This window comes from Nocardia sp. NPDC047648, from assembly GCF_040642815.1.
Classification (GTDB): Bacteria; Actinomycetota; Actinomycetes; order Mycobacteriales; family Mycobacteriaceae; genus Nocardia; species Nocardia gamkensis.
In genome coordinates, this window is the sequence record NZ_JBEYSX010000017.1 from 159,073 (window position 1) to 178,581 (window position 19,509).

Annotated in this window: 12 protein-coding genes and 1 tRNA gene (1 of these 13 only partly in view); 7 read left to right on the forward strand and 6 right to left on the reverse strand. The window is 67.3% G+C overall.

The features are described 5' to 3' along the window. A protein-coding gene (locus ABZ803_RS29650) for an SDR family NAD(P)-dependent oxidoreductase (RefSeq protein ID WP_357044331.1) crosses the window boundary here: on the reverse strand, nucleotides 1–10,124 show its start. 11,650 nt of this gene lie to the left of the window's left edge; 10,124 of the gene's 21,774 nt are visible here — the first part of the coding sequence; its start codon is at nucleotides 10,122–10,124; its stop codon lies beyond the left edge, outside the window. Nucleotides 10,125–10,296: 172 nt separating this feature from the next. After that, a complete protein-coding gene (locus ABZ803_RS29655; protein WP_357044333.1) occupies nucleotides 10,297–10,653 on the reverse strand; it encodes a helix-turn-helix domain-containing protein in 357 nt (118 codons plus the stop codon). A 143-nt stretch (nucleotides 10,654–10,796) separates the two neighbouring features. Between ABZ803_RS29655 and ABZ803_RS29660 the strand changes: the two genes are divergently transcribed. From ABZ803_RS29660 to ABZ803_RS29670, 3 genes are all read left to right on the forward strand, one after another. Next, nucleotides 10,797–11,666 (forward strand): NAD(P)-binding domain-containing protein, encoded by an 870-nt coding sequence (locus ABZ803_RS29660; RefSeq protein WP_357044335.1) that lies wholly within the window; start codon nucleotides 10,797–10,799, stop codon nucleotides 11,664–11,666. A 136-nt stretch (nucleotides 11,667–11,802) separates the two neighbouring features. Further along, nucleotides 11,803–12,021: a DUF2945 domain-containing protein gene (locus ABZ803_RS29665; protein WP_357044337.1), complete on the forward strand. Its 219-nt coding sequence runs from the start codon at nucleotides 11,803–11,805 to the stop codon at nucleotides 12,019–12,021. Further along, entirely contained in the window at nucleotides 11,975–12,355 is a 381-nt protein-coding gene (locus ABZ803_RS29670; protein WP_357044339.1) for a DUF3140 domain-containing protein, read from the forward strand. Before ABZ803_RS29665 ends, ABZ803_RS29670 begins: the two co-directional genes overlap by 47 nt. A gap of 214 nt (nucleotides 12,356–12,569) precedes the next feature. Here the strand turns inward: ABZ803_RS29670 and ABZ803_RS29675 are convergent, their stop codons facing one another. Together ABZ803_RS29675 and ABZ803_RS29680 are read right to left on the reverse strand one after the other, a co-directional pair. Continuing rightward, a complete protein-coding gene (locus ABZ803_RS29675) occupies nucleotides 12,570–12,755 on the reverse strand; it encodes a LysM domain-containing protein (RefSeq protein ID WP_062970460.1) in 186 nt (61 codons plus the stop codon). A gap of 9 nt (nucleotides 12,756–12,764) precedes the next feature. Beyond that, a complete protein-coding gene (locus ABZ803_RS29680; RefSeq protein ID WP_357044341.1) occupies nucleotides 12,765–13,241 on the reverse strand; it encodes a LysM peptidoglycan-binding domain-containing protein in 477 nt (158 codons plus the stop codon). A 251-nt stretch (nucleotides 13,242–13,492) separates the two neighbouring features. Between ABZ803_RS29680 and ABZ803_RS29685 the strand changes: the two genes are divergently transcribed. Next, nucleotides 13,493–15,442, forward strand: coding sequence for a hypothetical protein (locus tag ABZ803_RS29685; RefSeq protein ID WP_357044343.1), 1,950 nt, complete (start codon nucleotides 13,493–13,495; stop codon nucleotides 15,440–15,442). Nucleotides 15,443–15,488: 46 nt separating this feature from the next. Here the strand turns inward: ABZ803_RS29685 and ABZ803_RS29690 are convergent, their stop codons facing one another. Beyond that, nucleotides 15,489–16,139 (reverse strand): hypothetical protein, encoded by a 651-nt coding sequence (locus tag ABZ803_RS29690; RefSeq protein ID WP_357044345.1) that lies wholly within the window; start codon nucleotides 16,137–16,139, stop codon nucleotides 15,489–15,491. Beyond that, nucleotides 16,136–17,095: a hypothetical protein gene (locus tag ABZ803_RS29695; protein WP_357044347.1), complete on the reverse strand. Its 960-nt coding sequence runs from the start codon at nucleotides 17,093–17,095 to the stop codon at nucleotides 16,136–16,138. Before ABZ803_RS29695 ends, ABZ803_RS29690 begins: the two co-directional genes overlap by 4 nt. Before the next feature lie 780 nt (nucleotides 17,096–17,875). Between ABZ803_RS29695 and ABZ803_RS29700 the strand changes: the two genes are divergently transcribed. The 3 genes from ABZ803_RS29700 to ABZ803_RS29710 all read left to right on the forward strand — a co-directional run bounded on the left by ABZ803_RS29700 (nucleotide 17,876) and on the right by ABZ803_RS29710 (nucleotide 19,479). Then, nucleotides 17,876–17,960, forward strand: a tRNA-Leu gene (locus tag ABZ803_RS29700). Between the two features lie 141 nt (nucleotides 17,961–18,101). Next, nucleotides 18,102–18,944, forward strand: a complete 843-nt coding sequence (locus ABZ803_RS29705) for a hypothetical protein (protein WP_357044349.1) — start codon at nucleotides 18,102–18,104, stop codon at nucleotides 18,942–18,944. A gap of 10 nt (nucleotides 18,945–18,954) precedes the next feature. Beyond that, complete coding sequence (locus ABZ803_RS29710) at nucleotides 18,955–19,479, forward strand: hypothetical protein (RefSeq protein ID WP_357044351.1); 525 nt, start codon at nucleotides 18,955–18,957, stop codon at nucleotides 19,477–19,479. The last annotated feature ends 30 nt before the right edge of the window (nucleotides 19,480–19,509 follow it).

The following is a 19,509-nucleotide window of genomic DNA, read 5'->3' on the forward strand; positions in this document are numbered from 1 at the left end:
TCCATCCCGGTGAGGGAGTCGACCCCGGTGTCGTGCAATGGCACGTCCGGATCGAGTTCTCCAGCCCTGTCCAGTACGCGCATCGCGACGCGCTGCACCAGCGCCTCCAGGGAGGCGATGTCGTTCGACGCCACCGGCGGCTGCGATGCCCGGGTGGTCTCCGGTCGGGTTCGCAGCGGCGCTGCCATCGCGACGTGCGGCGCCCGGTGCGCATACCACCGTTCCGGCACGAATTCGAAGACGCCCGGAGCAGTGCTGTCATGCCGAAGGAGATGCTCGAGCGCCGCGGCCGCATCGTCCTGATACAGCGGCGGCAGACCGCGCCGCACGAGCCGCGCGGTGACATCGGACCGATCGGCGGCCATACCCACATCCGCGAACGGTCCCCACCCGATGCTCAGCGCGGGCAGTCCCTCGGCCCGCCGCCGCCAGGCCAGCGCGTCCAAGGCGGCGTTGGCCGCGGCGTAGTTCGCCTGCCCCGGGGTGCCGAGCAGGCCCGCCACCGAGGAGTAGGTGACGAAAAGTTCCAATGGCTGGTCTCGGGTGAGCTCGTCGAGGTGACGCGCCGCGTGATACTTGGGCCCGAGCACGGTCTCGAACCTCGACCAGTTCTGTTCGGTCACCACGCCGTCGTCGAGCACTCCCGCGCAGTGGATCACGCCGCGCAGCGGTGGGAACTCGGATTCCGCGATGCCGCGCAACAGTGCCGCGACCGCCGCGCGCTCGCTGACATCCGCCTGCCGCGCCGTCACACCGACTCCGGCGGCGCGCAGCGATTCCAGCAGCCGCTCCCCGGCCGCGTCCGGTGCGCGTCTGCCGACCAAGACCACGTGCCGGGCGCCACGGTCGGCCAGCCACCGTGCGGCCGCCGCACCGAGGCCGCCGAACCCTCCGGTCACCAGGTAGGTGCCCTCGGGCAACCGGTCCCAGCGCGCGGCGGGGCTATCTCTGGCGAGCAGCACGACGCGACCAGGATGATTTCGTTGCGACATGGCACGGAATGCCTCCGCGGCACGGTCGATACCGTGCACCACGTGCGGCAGCGCAGTCAGTGCACGCTGGTCGAACAGGTCCATCACGCCGCGCAGGATCGCGCCGAGCCGCCGCCGGCCGACAGCGGCCGGATCGAACGGCCGATGGTCGACGTCGTCGCGCCGGTGAACCGTGCCGGTCTGTACCGGATCGATGACCTCGACGAATCGACCGCCCTCGCACAGGATCTCGGGGGCGTGCGCGGAAAATCCGTCCGACAAGTTGTCGACGACGACATCCACTCCGCGCCCCGCGGTCGCCGCCCGGACGCGTTCGCCCACCTCGTCGACACGCCAGGTATCGATCCGCGTGACCGGTAGACCCGCGCTCTCAGCCCAGCGAGACAGCGCGGCGGTCGCGAGCACCTGCGCGCCGACCTGCGCGGCCAGCTGGACAGCGGCCATGCCGATGCCGTCGGCGGAGGCGTTGACGAGCACTTGGTCCCCAGCGCGCAGCTCGCCCAGGTCGAACAGCGCGTGCCAGGCGGCGGTGAAGGAGTACGGCACGGTCGCGCCTTCGGCGAAGGAGAGGTGATCCGGCAGCCGGGCCACCATGCCCTCATTCACCGTCACGTGACGGGCGAAACCGTCAGTCGCCAAGGCGACAACGCGGTCACCTATCGCGAGACCCTCGACGCGGGCGCCGACCGCGGTAATCCGGCCCGCGCATTCCGAGCCCAACGGCAGCACACCTTCCGGATGGATGCCCGAGGCCACCCACAGGTCGTGAGCGTTGAGACCGGTCGCGGCGACAGCGATTTCGACCTCATCGGACGCCGGTGCGCGCCGCGTTGCGGAGGTCAACCGCATCCGGTCGAAGTCGCCGGAGCGGTCCGCGACCAACCGGTAGTCGTCGGCGGGCGCGAGGCCGTCGGCGAGACGAGCTGTCAGCCAACGGCCGTCCCGAATCGCGAACTCTCCGATGCGACCGCCGAGCAAGCCGTCGACGATCGGTGCGCTGTCGACGGACGATCCGGCGGACAGATCCAGCAAGCGACATCCGAACTCGGGGTGCTCGGTGGCCAGTGTGCGCCCGAAGCCCCACAACAGTGCCTGATCGGGATCCGGCCGGTCGGCCGGTGCGACGCGCTGGGCGTTCACCGTCAGCAACCACAGCGCGGCAGGACGGTGCGCCCCCGTATCCAGCGCGCGGGTCAACCGCAAGGCGGCTTCGATACGAGTCTGCGCGGACGCCGACGTCCACGCGAACACGACGCCTCGGAACGGGCGCGTGGTCGCCGACGAAACGGTCTCGGCCGCGTGCTCGTCCTCCGGACGAACAACCACGGTTTCGATGCCGCGCGCGCCCAGTCCGGCGGCGACGGCAGCACCGACCGGCCCGTCACCGAAGATCAACCAGCGCCCTGCCGGCTGATCCCTCGCCGACGCGCCACCCTCGACGGGAACCCATTCCAGGTGGTGCAGCAGACCTCCGAGCCTGGACGAGTCGGCTGCGACGGCTGTCGATACGGCATCGGGCTTCGCGCTGAGCAGGCTCACCCCCCGCAAAGCGGCGAGCGGTCGCCCGGACGCCGAGTGCAGCGTGGCGTCACCGACGATGACGCGCGCACTGCGTTCGGTCACCCGCACCCGGCATCGGACGACCGATTCTCCGAGCGCCGGACCGCCGAAGAATCGAGCACGACCGATCTCGGAGGGCAGAAACATCCCTTCGCCTCCGTCGGCGGTCACCACGATGCTGTGCAGGCAGGCATCGAGCACGATCGGGTCGAGCACGGGTCTGCCGTTGCCCGGCAGGCGGAACACGGCCTCGGACTCGGTGTCGCTGATCCGCCGGAAGTCGAGGGCGCAGCGGTAGTCGGGGCCCAACTCGAGGCCCAGCCCGGCCATGGTGTCGTAGTAGGCGGGCCAGACCCGCGCGTCCGAATCACTCGTCACACCATCGTGCGATTGGGCCGAATCATCCGCTGCGGCAATGAGAGTGGCTGTCGCGAAGCTGGTCCGAGCATCGCCGGGGCCGACGAAGCGCACGTCGTAACCGTCCGTACCGGGTTCGAGCACGACCCGCACCACCGCTTCGGCGATGACCTCCAGCGGTTTGATCAACCGCAGCCCGGCGACCTCCCACGCCCCGGGCAACCGAGCGGCGATCTCGTTCAACCGAACACACAACCACGCGGCGGGTACCGTCGGCACGCCGCGCAACCGGTGTCCGTCGAACATCTCCGGTGCCAGCCGCAAGGTGTGCGAGGAGCCGGTGTCCTCCGAGCGCGGCTCGAGCTCCAGCCAGTGCCGTTTCCGCTGGAACGGATACGTCGGCAGGTCGACATGGCGCCACCGGCGACCCGAATACACTGTCGTCCAGTCGATCTCGTCTCCCGCGACATACCGGCGACCCAGCTCGACCGAGCCACTCGTCACTTCGACCACCGACCCGCTCGCGGTCGCTCCCGAGGCGACATCCTCTAGCGCGGCGCGCAACTGCGCGGCGGTATCGAAGCCGATCGCGACGCGCTCACCGAAATGTGTGCGGCCGACGGCGGCGGACGCGCACAGATCCAGCAATGCCGTCTCCGGATGGGTGACCAGCAAATCGCGGTAGCGAGCCGCCAGCGCGCGCAGGGCCTCGGCGCTCTTCGCCGACAGCACCAGCAGGTAGGGCCCGGAATCGGCCACCGCACCGGTTTCGGAGACCTGAGGCGCCTCTTCGATCACCACGTGCGCGTTCGTCCCGCTGATCCCGAACGCGCTCACCCCCGCCCGCCGCGGTCGCCGCGATCGCCGCCACGGGCGCTCCTCGGCGACGACGCGGACCGCGATCGAATCCCAATCGATGTGTGGATTGCCCGAACGGAAGTGCAGCGAGGCGGGAATGCGTTCGTGCCGCATCGACTCGATCACCTTGATGATGTTGGCGATGCCGGCCGCCGCCTGGGTGTGGCCGAGATTCGACTTCACCGACCCGATCCACAGCGGCGCGGCCTCGGTGCGGTTCTCACCCAGCACCGAGGCGAGGGCGTGCACCTCGATCGGGTCGCCGAGCGCGGTGCCGGTGCCGTGCGCTTCGATGTACTCGATGTCGCTGGCCTCGACTGCCGCGTCCGCCAGCGCCGCACGGATGACTCGTTCCTGCGCCGGACCATTCGGCGCGCTCAGTCCCTGACTACGACCGTCGGAATTGACCGCCGATCCGCGCACCAGCCCCAGCACCCGATCGCCGTCGCGCTGGGCGTCGGCCAGCCGCTTGAGCACGAGCACCCCCGCCCCGTCACTCCAGACCACCCCGTCGGCACGCGCGTCGAAGGTCTTGCACCGGCCGTCGGCGGCCAGCCCGCGTGCCCGCGCGAAGTAGATGTCGAGCGAGGGCGTGAGCACCACGGTGGCACCGCCGGCCAACGCCAGATCGGATTCGCCGCTGCGCAGACTGCGCACCGCCGCATGCACCGTCACCAGCGACGAGGAGCACGCGGTGTCGATGGTGAGGCTCGGACCGTTCACGCCGAGGAAGTACGACAGCCGCCCGGAGGCGACGCTGGACAGATTGCCGGTGCCGAACCAGGCGTCGGGCGCGACACCGGCCCGCGCCATCCGTTCGGCATAGTCATTGGACATCAGACCGACGAAGACGCCGGTCCGGCTGCCTTCCAGACGGCTCGCGGGATAACCGGCATGTTCCAGGGCCTCCCACGACGTTTCGAGCAGCAGCCGCTGCTGCGGGTCGAGCATCCGCGCCTCGCCGACGGAGATGTCGAAGAACCCGGCATCGAAATCCTCGACACCGTCGACGAAGCCGCCCCAACGCGTGTAGGTCTTGCCCTCCGCGTCCGGGTCCGGATCGAAGACGGCGTTCACATCCCAGCGCTGCGCGGGCACCTCGGTCACCGCGTCGGTTTCGGTGGTGAGCAAGTGCCACAGGTCGCCAGGGCCGCGCACGCCACCGGGATAGCGGCAGCCCATGCCGATGATCGCGATGGCGTCGGCGTAATCGTCGGCGGCAGCGCTCGTTTCGTGCGCTGTGAGCTGCGACACGTTCGGTGTACTAGGTGTAACCGGGAGTTCGGGTGGGTACACCGGGGGCGTGAGCTGCTCAGAGGTGCGCGTGGTCGGTCGATGTGCGGCTTGTGCTCGACCCGTGCGACCGGGCGCTGACTTCGCGTCGAGCCGGGCGATCTCCTCGGACACCGCGGCGACGGTCGGATGATCGAACAGCAGGGTCGCCGGAAGACGTACGCCCAGATCAGCGGAGAGCGCGTTGCGCAGCTCGACGGCCATCATCGAATCCAGCCCGAGTTCCCGCAGGGGCGTGCGGTCGGAAACGGCTGTCGTGCGGCCGAGTGCGGTCATGGCGTGGGCACGCACCAGATCGAGCAGTTCCCCGGGCTCACGCGAGGTTCGAACATCCTGCGCGTCGACCTGGTCGATCGCCTCCTGCTCCACCGGTACTTCGGTGACGGTGGGGAATACCGCGACGACTCCCTCGGCCGACAGCAGCGAGCGCAGCGCTCGAACACCGTCCTCGGTGGCCAGTTCGGCGACGCCGTGGCGTGCCCACGCTCGGCGGGCCGAGTCGCTCAGTCCCGCGGCCATGCCGGTGCCCGCCCACGGGCCCCACGCGATGCTCACCGCAGGCAGCCCTTGCGCCGCACGCAGGCGGGCGAGGCCGTCGAGATACGCGTTCGCCGCGGCGTAGTTGCCCTGCCCGGCCGTGCCCACCACGGCGCTGACCGACGAGAACAGCACGAACAGATCCAGCGACCTGCCCGCGGTCAGCTCGTGCAGGTGCCGAGCGCCGCCGACCTTTCCCCCGAACACCCGATCGATGTGGCCGGGGGTCTGCTCGATCAGCAGGGCGTCGTCCAGAACACCCGCGCAATGCACCACCCCGGCCAGCCTCGGAAGCTCGTGACCGAAGCGAGCGAGCAACCGGGACAACGCCTCCCGGTCTTCTACGTCGACCACCGCGGTCTCGACATCCGCCCCCGAGGCGGCGATCCGCGCCATCTCCTGCTCGTCTTCCGGGCCAGGGGCGCTGCGACCGGCGAGCACGACCATGCCCGCACCGGCCTCCGCCAGGATGCGCGCGGCGGTCAACCCCAGCGCTCCGCGACCGCCCGTGATCAGATACGCCGCGCCACGATCCAGCTGAGGTACTGCCCCGAGTTCCTCGGAGGGCTGCATGCGCATCGTGTAGCGGTGGCGTCCGCGCAGAGCAACCGCGAAGTCCGCCGCATCGGAACGGATTTCGCTCACCAGGCGGTGGTCGTCGCAGCGCGCGCCGTCGGGCAGATCGATCAGGCGACAGCGCAACTCGGGAAGCTCGGTGCGCACCACCGCGCCCAGTCCCCACAGGGTTGCGGCGGCCGGGCGCACGGGTTCGCCGGACAGTGCTCCGGTTGCCCCGACGGTGACCAGGTAGAGCGGCGCGTCGGTGACCGCCCGAGCCATCCGTTGCACAGCGTTCAGAGCGAATCGCGTTTCCACACGCGCCGCTTCGGCAGTGTCGTCCGCTTCGGCATCGGACAGATAGATCACTGCCCGCTCGCCGGGCCACCGGGCCGGGTCGGTCGTGCGCTCCACTGCCACCGCATCGGTGCCCGCGGCACGCAAGGCGGCGGCGAGCCGGTCGGCCTGTTGCCCGATGCCGATCACCAACACGGCCGCCGGGCCCGGTCCGGTCGGCGACACCACGGCGGGTTCCCAGAGCGGGCGGTGAGTGAGGCCGGACATGCGATCCCGATCCTGCGATTGCCCGGCAGTGCCGGACTCGGCGAACCATACGTCTTCGATATCGCAGACCACCGCGCCGGTGGTATCGAAAACAGTGATACGAACCGTGCGGCCGGTGCGCTCGGCCAGCGCCCACGCAGTGGCGCCCGCGTTCACGCTGGACAAACGCAAACGGCCGATACCGATCGGCAGTCGAGCCGTGTCGCTGTCCCTGGACACCGACGCGAGACCGGTCTGCACTGCGGCATCCAGCAGACAGGGCAACCAGGCGTCCGGTTCGTCGGCCAGTTCCGCGGGGCGTTTCAATTCGGCCAGCACGCTGCCCTCGCCCAGCTGCAACCGCGACAGCCAGCGGAATCGTGGACCGAACGTCAATCCGGCGTCCGCGCAGCGACGATAGAAGTCTTCGACATCCCATTCGGTGGTCGGCGCGAGCCGCGCCGCGGACAGTTCGCCGGGGTCGCGCGTGCCACCCGCGGCGGCGCGAATCGCTGCGGATACCGCGGTGACACTGCCGTTGTCGACGTGAAAGCGCACTTCGGTGCGGTCACCCGCGACCGACACGTGCGGCTCGGCCAGTTCCTCCAGCGGCACCGGCCGCGCGGCGACGAAATCGATCAGCTCGTCGCCGGCGCCTCCGGCCGCACGCAAGGCGCGCAGCGCGAGTTCCGCCGCGGGCACCACCGCCCGGTCTCGGAACCGGTGCTCGGCAAGGTATCCGGTGCGCGCAGAGGTGCCTGCGATCGGCACAGTGACCCGCTCTCGCTCGAAAGGATAGGTGGGCAGACCGTTGCGCCGCCGCGCGTCCGGCGGTACCACCGAGGTCCACTCGATCTCCGCGCCTGCGCAGTACAGCGCGCCGAGACCGGTCAGCAGCACCTCGTCGTCGGTGGCGGTCCGGCGCATACTCGGCAGCCACAACGCATCAGGATCGGCGTGCCGTCCGAATTCCAGCAGCACCGGATGCGGTCCCACCTCGAGGTAGGCGTCCACGCCCAACTCGGCGGCCGCGCGCACGCCCTCGGCGAAACGGACGGTGCCGCGAGCATGCGCACGCCAGTACGCGGCATCCACGGGGCCTTCGAGCCGCGCGCCGGTCACGTTCGACACCAGCGGAATCGCCGCCATGTGCGGAGCGGGCACCAACTCGGCGACCCGGGACTCGAAGTCCGCCAGCATCGGATCCAACAGAGGCGAGTGGAACGCCGTCGTGCCGGGCAACCGCACCGTGCGGATCGACCGTTTCTCGGCGGCTCGCAGCACCCGCTCCACCGCGTCCACCGCTCCGGAGACGACGAATTGTCCGGGGCTGTTGACCGCGGCCACCGACGCACTCGCCGCGAGTTCCTCCCACAGCGTTCGGAATTCCTCGGGTGCGGCGAAGACCGCCGCCATCGCCCCGCGCTGGGGCACCGATTGCATCAACCGGCCGCGTTCGGCGGCCAGTCGCAACCCGGCGTCGAGGTCGAACACCCCAGCGACCGTCGCCGCGACCAGTTCACCGAGGCTGTGTCCCAGCACGACATCGGGTCGAATGCCGAACGCCGCCCACAGCTCGGTGCACGCCCATTCGATCGCGAACAGAGCCGGTTGCGCGTACTCGGTGCGGGTCAGCGATTCTTCGTTCCCCTCGAACAGCAGCGACCGCAGACGGATTCCGCCCGCAAGCGGTCCGAGCGACTCGTCACAGCGGTCGAGCGCCGCGCGGAAAGCCGGATATCTGCGGTCGAGTGCCGCACCCATCCCCGCATACTGCGCGCCTTGTCCGGTGAACAGCATCGCGATCCGCGGCTTGCCCGCCGTCGAGTCCGTCGATCGAGGTGAGGGTTCTGCGAGCCGGCGCGCCGCGTCCTCGGCCGTTCGCGCCACGACCGCGCGACGGTGCACGAAATGCGTGCGTCCCAGCGCCGCGGTGGCGGCGGCATCGGCGAGCGGCACCTCCTGCCGCTCCAACTGCTCGGCGTAGCGGTGAGACAGGATGTCGAGCGCGGACGGTGTGCGTGCCGAAAGAGCGAGCAGCGCCGGTCCTTCCGGGTCCGCACGCGGCTGCGGTGCGGGCGCCTGCTCCAGCACCACATGCGCGTTGGTGCCCGCGAAACCGAACGAGCTCACGCCCGCCAGCCGCGTCCGCTCGGTGCGCGGCCAGGTGACATCGCGGGTCGGCAGCGCCAGCGCCGTGCCGTCGAGCGTGATCTTGGGGTTCATCGTGGCGAAATCGTGCTGGCGCGGAACGCGTTCGTGCTCGAGTTGCAGCACCACCTTGATCAGCCCGGCGATACCCGCGGCCGCCTCGAGGTGGCCGATCTGCGACTTCACCGACCCCAGCAGGCACACCGACCCGTCGGCCCGCGGCGCACCGAGAACCTGGGACAGCGCCTCGATCTCGATCGGATCGCCCAGCGGCGTGCCGGTGCCGTGCGTCTCCACGTAACCGATCTCGTCGGCGGCGCATCCGGCGTCGGTCAGCGCGTCGCGCAGCAGTTCGCGCTGGGCCGTCGGGTTCGGCGCGGTCAGCCCCATGGAACGACCGTCGTGGTTCACACTCGAGCCGCGGATGAGCGCCCTGATCGCGTCGCCGTCGGCGATCGCTCGCGAAAGCGTCTTCAGGACAACGATTCCCGCGCCCTCGCCGCGCACATACCCGTTGGCGCGAGCGTCGAAAGGACGACAGTGCCCGTCCGGGGAGAGCGCACCCATGCGGGCCAGCGCCTCCGAGGTGAGCTCGGATTGCAGCAGATTAACCCCGCCCGCCAACGCCACCTCGCACTCCCCCGCCCGCAGGCTGCGACATGCCTGATGCACCGCCACCAGCGATGACGAACACGCCGTGTCGATCGCCACGGCGGGACCGCGCAAACCCAGCACATACGACACCCGCCCGGCGACGATGCTCGACATCGTCCCGGTGAGCGTGTGCGCGTCCACCGAACTCACCCAATCCGGTGTGATCGTGCGCTGATACTCCTGCCAGCTGACGCCCAGGAAGACACCGGTGCGGGCCGCGGCCGGGGTGTCCGGTACCAGCGCCGCGTCTTCCATTGCCTCCCAAGCGACTTCGAGCGCCAGCCGCTGTTGCGGATCCATCGACGCCGCTTCGCGCGGGGCGATGCCGAGGAACTCGGCATCGATGACATCGATGGGACCGGTCAGCAGGCCCGCCCGTCGCCGCGCTCGCCGAGGAGCGGAATCCGCTACCGTCCAACGGCTTTGCGGCGCCTCGACGATCGCGTCGCGGCCCGAGGACAGCAGTTCCCAGTACTGCCGCGGCGTTTGCGCACCGCCGGGAAAACGGCAGCCGATACCCACGATGGCGATCGGCTCGCGCTGCGGCCGCGCCTCCAACTCCTGTATCCGGCGGAGCGCCCGCGTCAGCAAGACCCGTAGGTCATACCCATCATCCGACATCTGCGCTGCCACCCACATCTTGCAAAAGTTGTGACGTGGAACATACGACGGGCCCGGTTATGCGTCAATTACACAGGGTGTGCACAAAAGTAACCAAAGTTACCAACTAGTAGCTTGATCTTCCGCTGAACGATGTTGCCCGGGTGAAACATTCACTTTTGAAGGATTCACCTCAGGGCTGCTGATGCACCCGCGGCGCCCCGATCCGATCGATCCGGTCCCGTCCCCAGGCGCCCAGCGGTTCCAGTGCCGCGTTGAGCGCGACGCCGATCTCGGTCAGCCGATACTCCACGCGCGGCGGCACTTCCCGGTAGACGGTCCTGCGCACGATCCCGTCCTCCTCCAGCTCCCGCAGCTGCTGGATCAGCATCTTCTCCGAGACCCCAGGCAGCCCCTTGCGCAGCTCGCCGAAGCGCCGCACACCGTGGTTCGCCAGCTCCCAGAGAATCAGCGCCTTCCACTTGCCGCCGACCACATCCATCGCGGCGTCGATACCGCAGAAGTACGGCCCCGATCGCTTCGCGCCCACAGTCCACCTCGCTGCCTGCTCACAAACCAATTGGTAAGTACCGGACAAAATAGTAGGTACTTGCCTCTCCGCCGGGCAATGGGCAGTCTTGGTCACAGCGCGCTGACCAGGACGTTTCTCGAACCCAAGGAGTTGAACCCGCAATGGCGGAGACCACGAAGACCCCGGTGACCATCCTGGGACTCGGTGCGATGGGCCAGGCACTGGCCGCGACATTCCTGAAAGCCGGCGTGCCGACAACCGTCTGGAACCGCACCCCGGGCAAGGACGCCGAACTCCTCGCGGCCGGAGCCGCCACCGCCGCGACCGTCACCGAGGCGATCAGCGCCGACGGCCCGATCATCGCCGTACTGCTCGACCACGCCTCGGTGCACGCCACCCTCGACCCCGTCGCCGCCCGACTGGCCGGACGACAGCTGATCAACCTGACCAGCACCACCCCCGACGAAGCTCGCGAACTCGCCGCCTGGGCGGCCGGACACGACTGCGACTACCTCGACGGCGGAATCATGGCGGTGCCACCCATGATCGGCCAACCCGGCGCCTCCATCCTCTACAGCGGCTCCCGGGCGGTCTTCGACACCCACCGCGAAATCCTCGAATTGCTCGCTGCCGCGGAATACTTCGGCGAAGACGCGGGCTTCGCCTCGACCTACGACTTCGCCCTGCTCGCCACCATGTACGCCATGTTCGGCGGCTTCCTGCACGGCGCGGCCATGATGCGCTCCGTCGGCGTCTCCGCCGCCGAATTCGGCCGACGAGCCGCCGCGTGGGTCGGCGCCATGGCCCAGTCGCTGCCGCATCAGGGCGCCGTCATCGACACCACCGCATACACCGACCCGGTCCAATCCATCGCGTTCCACAAAGCCGCGCTGGATGCGATAAACCGCGCCAGCCGCGACGCGAACGTCACCCTCGACTTCGTCGCCCCCTTGAAAAACCTGCTCGACCGTCAGGTCGCCGACGGTCGCGGCGCGCTGGGATTCGAACGAACATTTGAAGAACTCCTCTGACCCGCACGTCACGGTTTCAATTCCGCGATCCCTCCTGATGCCGAAATGATGCAGCATCGCTTCAGCTACCGGTTTGCGTCGTCCCGGCCGGGGTACCACCTGCACGTCGGAAACGGGATCAGGTAAGGAATCTGCCATGAGCGAGCGATCCTTCAGCAAAGGCGACAAAGTGGAATGGAAGAGTCACGGCAGTACCGCCGAAGGCGAGGTGGAAGAGGTGATCACATCCGACACCGAAGCTGCCGGACGAACCGTCCGGGCATCCGAAGATGATCCGCAGTACCGGGTGCGCAGCGCGAAAAGCGGTCGTGACGCCGTACATAAACCTGACGCTCTTCATCGGCAGGATGACTGAAATCATGCCGACAGATAAGAAGGACACGCGTGCGGAATTCGACAACATTGTCAATATGACGGCGAAAGAACTGCGTCGTTGGCTCGACACCGACGAGTCGAAATCGGTGGGACAGAAATCGGAAGGCGGCGGCGAGTCGACCGGGCACAGGAGCGGACGCCGCATCGTGGACATCCTCGAGAAGAACGACCTGACCGACGACGACTACGCGCACATGCGCAAAGTCGTCGGCTACGCGCACCGCCATCTCGAGCAGCGACCTTCCGGGGACCTCGTCGACAGCAAGTGGCGGTACTCGCTGATGAACTGGGGCCACGATCCGCTCAAACCCTGACGGACGCGGACGATTCCACTGGCCGCTGCTCTCGTGCCGGGTGACCGATCGGGTCGCCGGTCGCCTGCGCGATCCCGTCGTGCGGCGAGAACGTTGCCCTCCCAGGAGTGGTGTATCCGCTCCTGGGAGGGCAACCGCAATACCGTCGGCTCTTGCTGTCCCGAGGTGAGCGATCGGAGGCCGCCGCAATTGCGAGGACGACTCGGCATCCGGTCTAGCCCGCCGAGGCGAGGATGGACCGCAAGGGGAGCATGATCTGCTGGCCGACTCTGATGAAGTCCGGGTTCTCGATGCCGTTGATGTCGGCGATCCTCTGCAAGAATTTCAGATCGCCGTACTTCTTCTTGACGATTCCCGACAGGGTCTCGCCTGCGACGACCGTGTGCCATTCGGCTGCCATGGTTATCTCCTAGTTCTTCGGGGGAATAATCAATTCTCGGCCGACGTGAATCACGTCGGGGTCCAGGATCTCGTTCGCGTCGGCGATCACCGGGAACAGCGTGGCATCACCGTAGAAGCGCTTGGCGAGCTTGGACAGCGTGTCGCCGGAAACGACTTTGTACGAGATGCCGGGAATGATCAATACCTGACCAGGGTGGATCCGGTCGGGATCGTCGATTCCGTTCGCCGCGGCGATCAGCGGAAACAGATGCGAGTTCTGCGGGCGATAGAAATGCCCCGCCAATCCGGACAGTGTTTCGCCCCGCACCACCGTGTGCTTGCGGTTCACCTCGGGGAGGATCAGCACCGTCCCGACGTGTATCGAATCGGGATCCGGAACGCCACTGGCCACGGCGATGAGTTCGAAAAGCGCGGCCTGACCGTAAAATTTCTTCGCAATCGCGGAGAGAGTGTCTCCTGCGACTACCGTGTGTGTATTGATCATCGAGTGAGCCTCTCGTGTAACTGTAGGATTTTATCGGAATGTCGACAACCCGGCGAATGATGCCGGATTCCGGATCGACGATCTCAGCGTACAGCCGGCACGACGATCATCGAAGTGCTCAGTCCGATGATTTCGAATTCGGGTAGTCGACTACTCGCTCATCGAGTCATTCTGCGCGGCGGCGGAGCCGGTCCGATTCGGTAAGCGTTTTCCGCACAGCGCGACGCGAGGCTCAAGCGCTCAAATGAGTAGTGGACTACGCGTCACCCGCCGCCGGAGCGGGCTTAACGTGGATTTCGCGTAAGAGCCGCCACGCCATTCGAATGCCGGAACCGTCATCGGGAGAAGTTATGGACGCCACAGCGCCGACGTATGTCCTGGCGAAGGACCTCTCCGAAGCGCTGACGATGGCATCGAGGTGTGCCGAACCTCGATCACCGGCCAGCCAGAGCTACCGCCTCCGGGTCGCGGGATTTCTCACCGAGAATGATCGAGTAGCTCACGCCATCGACACAGAACTCGGCGAATTGTTCCGCAGCGACCCCGCGCTCGGCCCTCTTGTCGAGGCCACGGGCAGCAGGGGCAGCCGCAAACGCCTCACCGAGCACTTGTATCGAGCGCTGCACGAGCACCCGCACGCGCGAGAGTCCCTGCTCGCGCTGACCCGAGGTATCGCCGACCCCGTCGCGGGGCGCACGCCCATCGGTCGTCCGGCGTCGCGGAGCCGGTCGTGGGGGTGGTTCAGCCGCGAAGTCGTCCTCGTGTGGATGAATGTTCTGATCGTCGTCCCGATCTTTTTCGCTTTTCTCACCGTGTGGGGCGGATTCCGCCGTCATAGTTCGGTAGACGACCTGTCCACCGGAGTGCTGAAGATCTTCATCGTCTGGGTGCTTTCCTTCCTGCCCAGCTGGCTGTACATCCGATTTCTGGGCCAGCGCGCGGGTGCCTTGTGGAACGAGTACGTCCTCAACCTTCACCGGCTCGCGGTGGACGAGCCGAAATACTTGCCCCGGCCACCGCGATCCTCCGAGTTCTACGAGGAATGGATCGCGGACGGCGGCTACCTCCAAGAAGACGACTACAATATCTACCGGCAGAAATTCAACGCCTACTACGGGCGCGCGGTGTCCTCCGCGGGTGGATCCGATTTCGCGGTCAAGACCGAAACTCTGTTTCCGGTCTTCCTCGCGACGATCGGTTTCGCGACCTGCTGGACCGCGACCCTTTGGGATCTGGACTTCGTCGATAACCCCGCCACGGTGTGGGACATCTTCAAGTTCGGCTTTCTCGGCGCTTACGCGTTCACCGTCCAGAGCCTCGTCCGGCGTTTCTTCCAAAGCGACCTCCGGCCGAGTGCGTATGCCTCCGCGCTCTTGCGGATTATCGTCGTCTTCACCACCTTGGTGCCTCTGCACCAGTTGATCGACAGCTTGGAACCCGGCGTTCGATCGGCGGTGGCCTTCGTCGTCGGCTCCTTCCCGATCATCGGCGTCTACGCTCTGCACAGGACCGCCGCGGTCGCCCTCCGCGCCGCAGTACCCCAACTCACACCGCACTATCCGCTCAATCAGCTCGATGGCCTGAACGTGTGGTACGAATCGCGGCTCATCGAAGAAGGCATCGAAGACATGCAGAGTCTGGTGACGGCGAATCTCATCGATGTCATGCTTCACACGCGTGTCCCGCTGGGCCGTCTGGTGGATTGGATCGACCAGGCTCAGCTCTACTTCCACCTCGATCACAGCGAAGTGACACGGCACGAACGCCGACGGTCCCTGCGCTTCGGTGACAAGCCGTCGTCCCACCCTTCGACCGAAGACCCCAGCTGGACCGCGCAACTCGGCGGTAGTCTCGGCCCCGGCGTTCGCGCCGGCACCAGAACCCGGGTCGAACTGCGTCAACTCGGTATCCGGACAGCGACCGACCTGCTCATCGCCTTCCCACCCAGCCAAGTCGACCCACGCACTCCGGCGGGATCGGACGGTGGTCGGTATTTCCAGCATCTGGCGCCTGTGGGCATCGATCTCGATCAAATACGCATTCTCGTTCGCGTTCTCGATGGGAATACCGAACTCGTACCCGTCTGGAACTGGCAACGTAGGGGCGCTCGTATCCGCGCACCGCAGCAATCCCCGAGTAGAAGACGCGCGAACGGGCTCGGTTCCGCACGGCCGGAAACAGCGCCGACTGCACGGCCCTAGCCACCGCCACACTGCGCAGATCCTCACCGCGAGGAGCCGGTCGAACTCACCCACCGCCCCACCGTGCCTGCGGTGGGCGCGCCGTGGGCCCGCGCCCGACGGGCAAGGTCGCAGGCAGCTCGACGAGGGGTACGGGCCGTCGAAGGTCGATCATCGTCGCCGTGTGCAGCCTGCGTTCGCGCCGCATGATCGGCCCGAGTTCCGGCGCGCCGATCGATACCGTCACGGTGCAGTCACCGGGGCCCAGTGCCGCCAGCATCCCGTTGCGGACGGTGGCGGCGAGCGGCTGCAGCAGTATCGTGACGCAGAGTTCTATCGTGAACTCCCCGACCGGATTTCCGTCGACGGTGACGTCCAGGCACGGACGGTAGGTCTGGGTGATCTCGTGTTCGAACAGCGTGACCTGTTCGGTTCCACCGGCGCGGGTACGCATCGCCGCCGAGCGCAACCGGTCGTAGCGGCGCCAACCCCCGATCGCGACACTGCCCAAGTCGACCTCGAGCAGCCCATCGATGGTCTCGGCCACCTCGTGCAGCGCCACCGCCCCCAGCGTCCGGGCCACGGCCGGCGCCCGGCGCAGGGCCAAGCGTTCGGCGCCCCTTTCGTGCAGGCACTCGGCCAGTTCACCCACCTCGACATCGTGCGGGGCGTTGTGGAACAGAACCGACCGAGCACTCATCGACGCTGGACTCGTCATCCGAGCACCTCCTTGACGTTCAGCCACGGCTCGCAGGCCCGCAGCCGTACCCGCACGTCCGGGGCACGGGGGACCTGGCGAACGTGGATCATCGGGGGGACATCCGCGACCACCCGCACGTGTACCTGCGGAAGACGCGGATCCTTGTTGCGCGGCGCCTCATTCGGGCGTTTCCGGCGACCGCGTACAACCAGCGCCGCGGCGCCGAGGAGGAGAACGAACCCTCCGAGGCCGAGTAGGTCGCCGACGCCGGTGTTCCGATCACTGTCCTCGGCTTGTCCCGGCGACGGTGGACGCTCGCCGGGCGGTCCTGTGTTCGCGCGGTCGTCGGTAGTGGTGACCAGCCGCGCGGGGATCATCTCGATGGATGTCCTCGCGGCAACGCCCGGGGAGGCTCCGACGCACGTGGCGGAAATGGCGTGGGAACCCAGCTGGACCCCGTCGGGCACATCGACGCGAACATCGAACACGCCACCCCGTACCTGGGCAGGCGCCGATGCGGACCAGTCCGGAAGAGCACGCACCAGATCACACGGCCAGCGCTCGCCCCGAACGGTGATCGTGGTGCCGAGTTCCGCGGTGGCCGGAGCGACGAGCGTGGGCGCGGCACTCCCGGACGTTACGGGGGTCGGGCCGGCACTCGGTGGGCGCGCAGTTGTCCGGAGCGGTTCGGTTGTGGTGGTCGGTGGATTCGGCTTGGTCGTAGTGGTTGTCGGCTCAGGATTCGTCGACGTGGCCGTGGGATCGGGCGTCTTGGTGGTGGTCTGCGGCTCCGTTTCCCCAGTCGAAGGCGGCGCGCTATCCGTCGGCGTGACCACCGGCCACACCGGTCCCGCCGTGCTGGGCGGGACGGGCACGGTGGGAATCGGCTCCGGTGCCGCGACGGATACCGGCACGACGCCGACCAGGCCCGCTATGGCCACCGCGACGAGAAGTGCTTGCGAGTCGTTTCTCATGATCACCTCCCCCCGAGGCCGGTATGCCCTCGAGGATCCAGTCGAGTGTGGGCGCACATCTTCCTCGAGACGCGAGTAGCTACCTACTTGTTTCCCCGAGATCCGCTACGGCTTCGGCCTCTCGAAGGTCACCCTCAGGGAGGATCCGCTCACCGCAGAGCCCATAATCCGACCAGCTCAGTGTGATTTTTGAGGTCCTAGCGATGCGCCCGTAACTCGGTACGCCATCACTCTCCCCACCCTGCCTCGCGTTGATCGATCACGACAGGCAAACTATTGGCATTCACCGTTCGCTTGTGCGCACGCGCGGTGTTCCTGAGCAGCTCGCCCTTCGATGGAGCCAGTTGACCGGCCGGGCGGCGCGTCAACGTCGGATCGGTGAGGTCCAGCCAGGCCACGATCCGGGCGGCAACCGCCGCCAGCCGGGCCGGCTGACACGCTTTCGGCTGACGCGAGCATCGGACCCATAGCCATGAGGGATCGAGTGCCGGCTACTCGTATGCGCAGCACAACGGGCCAATCGACGAACAGTCACACGGACCGCATCCCGGTCACGCCCGGTCCCCGCGGCCCCGCGGTCGAGCAGCGCTAGAGCCACACGCCGGCCGCTCCACCGCATAGCCCGACATGCCGATAAGGCACCCAACCGAACGGCGCCTCATCGGCCCCCGCCCGCACGGATAGTCATGCGACCACCCATCCCGACATGCTCGAGTATCCGCAGGTCCAGCCGCGATTTGGTCCACGCGGAGTGATCCGATAATCTTGCTGAGCACACCGGTCCGGGTGGCGGAATGGCAGACGCGCTAGCTTGAGGTGCTAGTGCCCTTTATCGGGCGTGGGGGTTCAAGTCCCCCTCCGGACACTCAATGACACGGTTCTGTGGCAGATTAGCCGCAGAACCGTGTATTTTTTGGCCTTTAACCAGGGTCTGGACCCGTTTTCGGCGGCAAGATTGCCGCGCGTTGGTGTCATTGAACGGCTCGGACACGGCCGTGGTGTCGCTGTGGCTGACACGAAGGATCCGCCGCCGTGGCTGCGCGCGGGCCTGTATCCGTTCCCCGTGACCGAGCATGTCCGACCGGATCACCTTCAGCCCGATGACCTGGGTAAAAGTCGTCACGGTGAATCTGCCTTGAAGATCTTGACCGTGCTGTGGCAAGCATCGGATGATGAGTACCTGACAGTGGTGATGGTCACCGCGAGCCGTGAAGTCTTTCCGGTTCGAGTAAGGGTGGTCGATCACCCGGTCCAGCGGGGGCGGCGCTGGTGCTGTCGGATTCCCCGGATCATCTTCCAGCCGAGCAACAGTGCCGTCTCACACGCGCCGTCACATCACCTCGGCTCCAGGAGCACCATGAGTTTCGACGAAGTCCCCCTCACACCACCCCCGCTCCCCCACCAGCCGCCGGTTCTCGACCGCAGCGCCGATGATGCGGGTCGTTCACCGGCTGATCGTCCTCGGCTTCGTGAGTACATCGACCAACTGCGTACGAAGGTGCCGCCGACGACGCTAGCGACCTACGAGTCATCGTGGCGTGTGATCAGTCAGGTATGGGGTGAGCGGCAGCTGAGCGAGCCGACCACCGAGCAGATTGAAGAACTGATGGAAGCCCATCAGATACGCTCCCGCGGTCGCGCCAACTCCCGTGGCGGACATGCAGCGGCAGAGAACCTGCTATCAGCGATGCGGCGCCTCTACAAGCACGCCGAACGCGACCGGCTCATCGATCCCTCCAGCAACCCAGCTGCGGCAGCGAAGCTTCCCGGCCGGCGTACCGGCCAAAGGCGACGTTCTGACCAGCGAGCAGCTGCGGGACGTTCATCGGATCGCGTCCAGCACCGGTGACGACCCCGAGTTGGACGAACTGATCGTCATGCTGCACATCCAAACCGCATGCGATCGGCAAGCTGCCATCGATCTCGCGCTTCACGATCTCGACCGCGACAACTGCCTCGTGCGGCTACGGAGGCGGGGCGGTGGGTTTCACTGGCATCCGGTTTCTCCCCGCCTCATGGCCGCATTGGGCAAGCACGCCGAACGCCGGGGAGGTGCCAGCAACACCCATCGCGTGCTGCGTAAACGCAACGGGCAGCCGATCTCCCGTAGGCGCTACGACGGGTTATGGGACCGCGTCCGCGAGAACCTGCGTTGGGCGCAGGAGTTGGAGGTCACCACCTATTCGATCACCAAGACCGTGCGTGCCCACGTCCGCCAGCTGTTCGGTGAGACGGTCGAGCGGGTGTATGTCGGGCAGTACCACGAAGACACTGCCGTCCTCACCCACCTGCGCGGGGATGCCATTGAAGCACTGATGACGATCACCGGCGAACACCACCCACTCGCACGGATCCAACGGCCCCATCACACACCCCGTCGGTAGACGACCGCGTTAGAGGACGCCGGCGAACCA

Bases quoted from the DNA above. Each gene is read 5' to 3' on its own strand.
- ABZ803_RS29660 (WP_357044335.1), top strand. From the start codon at position 10,797: ATGGCGGAGACCACGAAGACCCCGGTGACCATCCTGGGACTCGGTGCG.
- ABZ803_RS29665 (WP_357044337.1), top strand. From the start codon at position 11,803: ATGAGCGAGCGATCCTTCAGCAAAGGCGACAAAGTGGAATGGAAGAGT.
- ABZ803_RS29675 (WP_062970460.1), bottom strand. From the start codon at position 12,755: ATGGCAGCCGAATGGCACACGGTCGTCGCAGGCGAGACCCTGTCGGGA.
- ABZ803_RS29680 (WP_357044341.1), bottom strand. From the start codon at position 13,241: ATGATCAATACACACACGGTAGTCGCAGGAGACACTCTCTCCGCGATT.
- ABZ803_RS29690 (WP_357044345.1), bottom strand. From the start codon at position 16,139: ATGACGAGTCCAGCGTCGATGAGTGCTCGGTCGGTTCTGTTCCACAAC.
- ABZ803_RS29695 (WP_357044347.1), bottom strand. From the start codon at position 17,095: ATGAGAAACGACTCGCAAGCACTTCTCGTCGCGGTGGCCATAGCGGGC.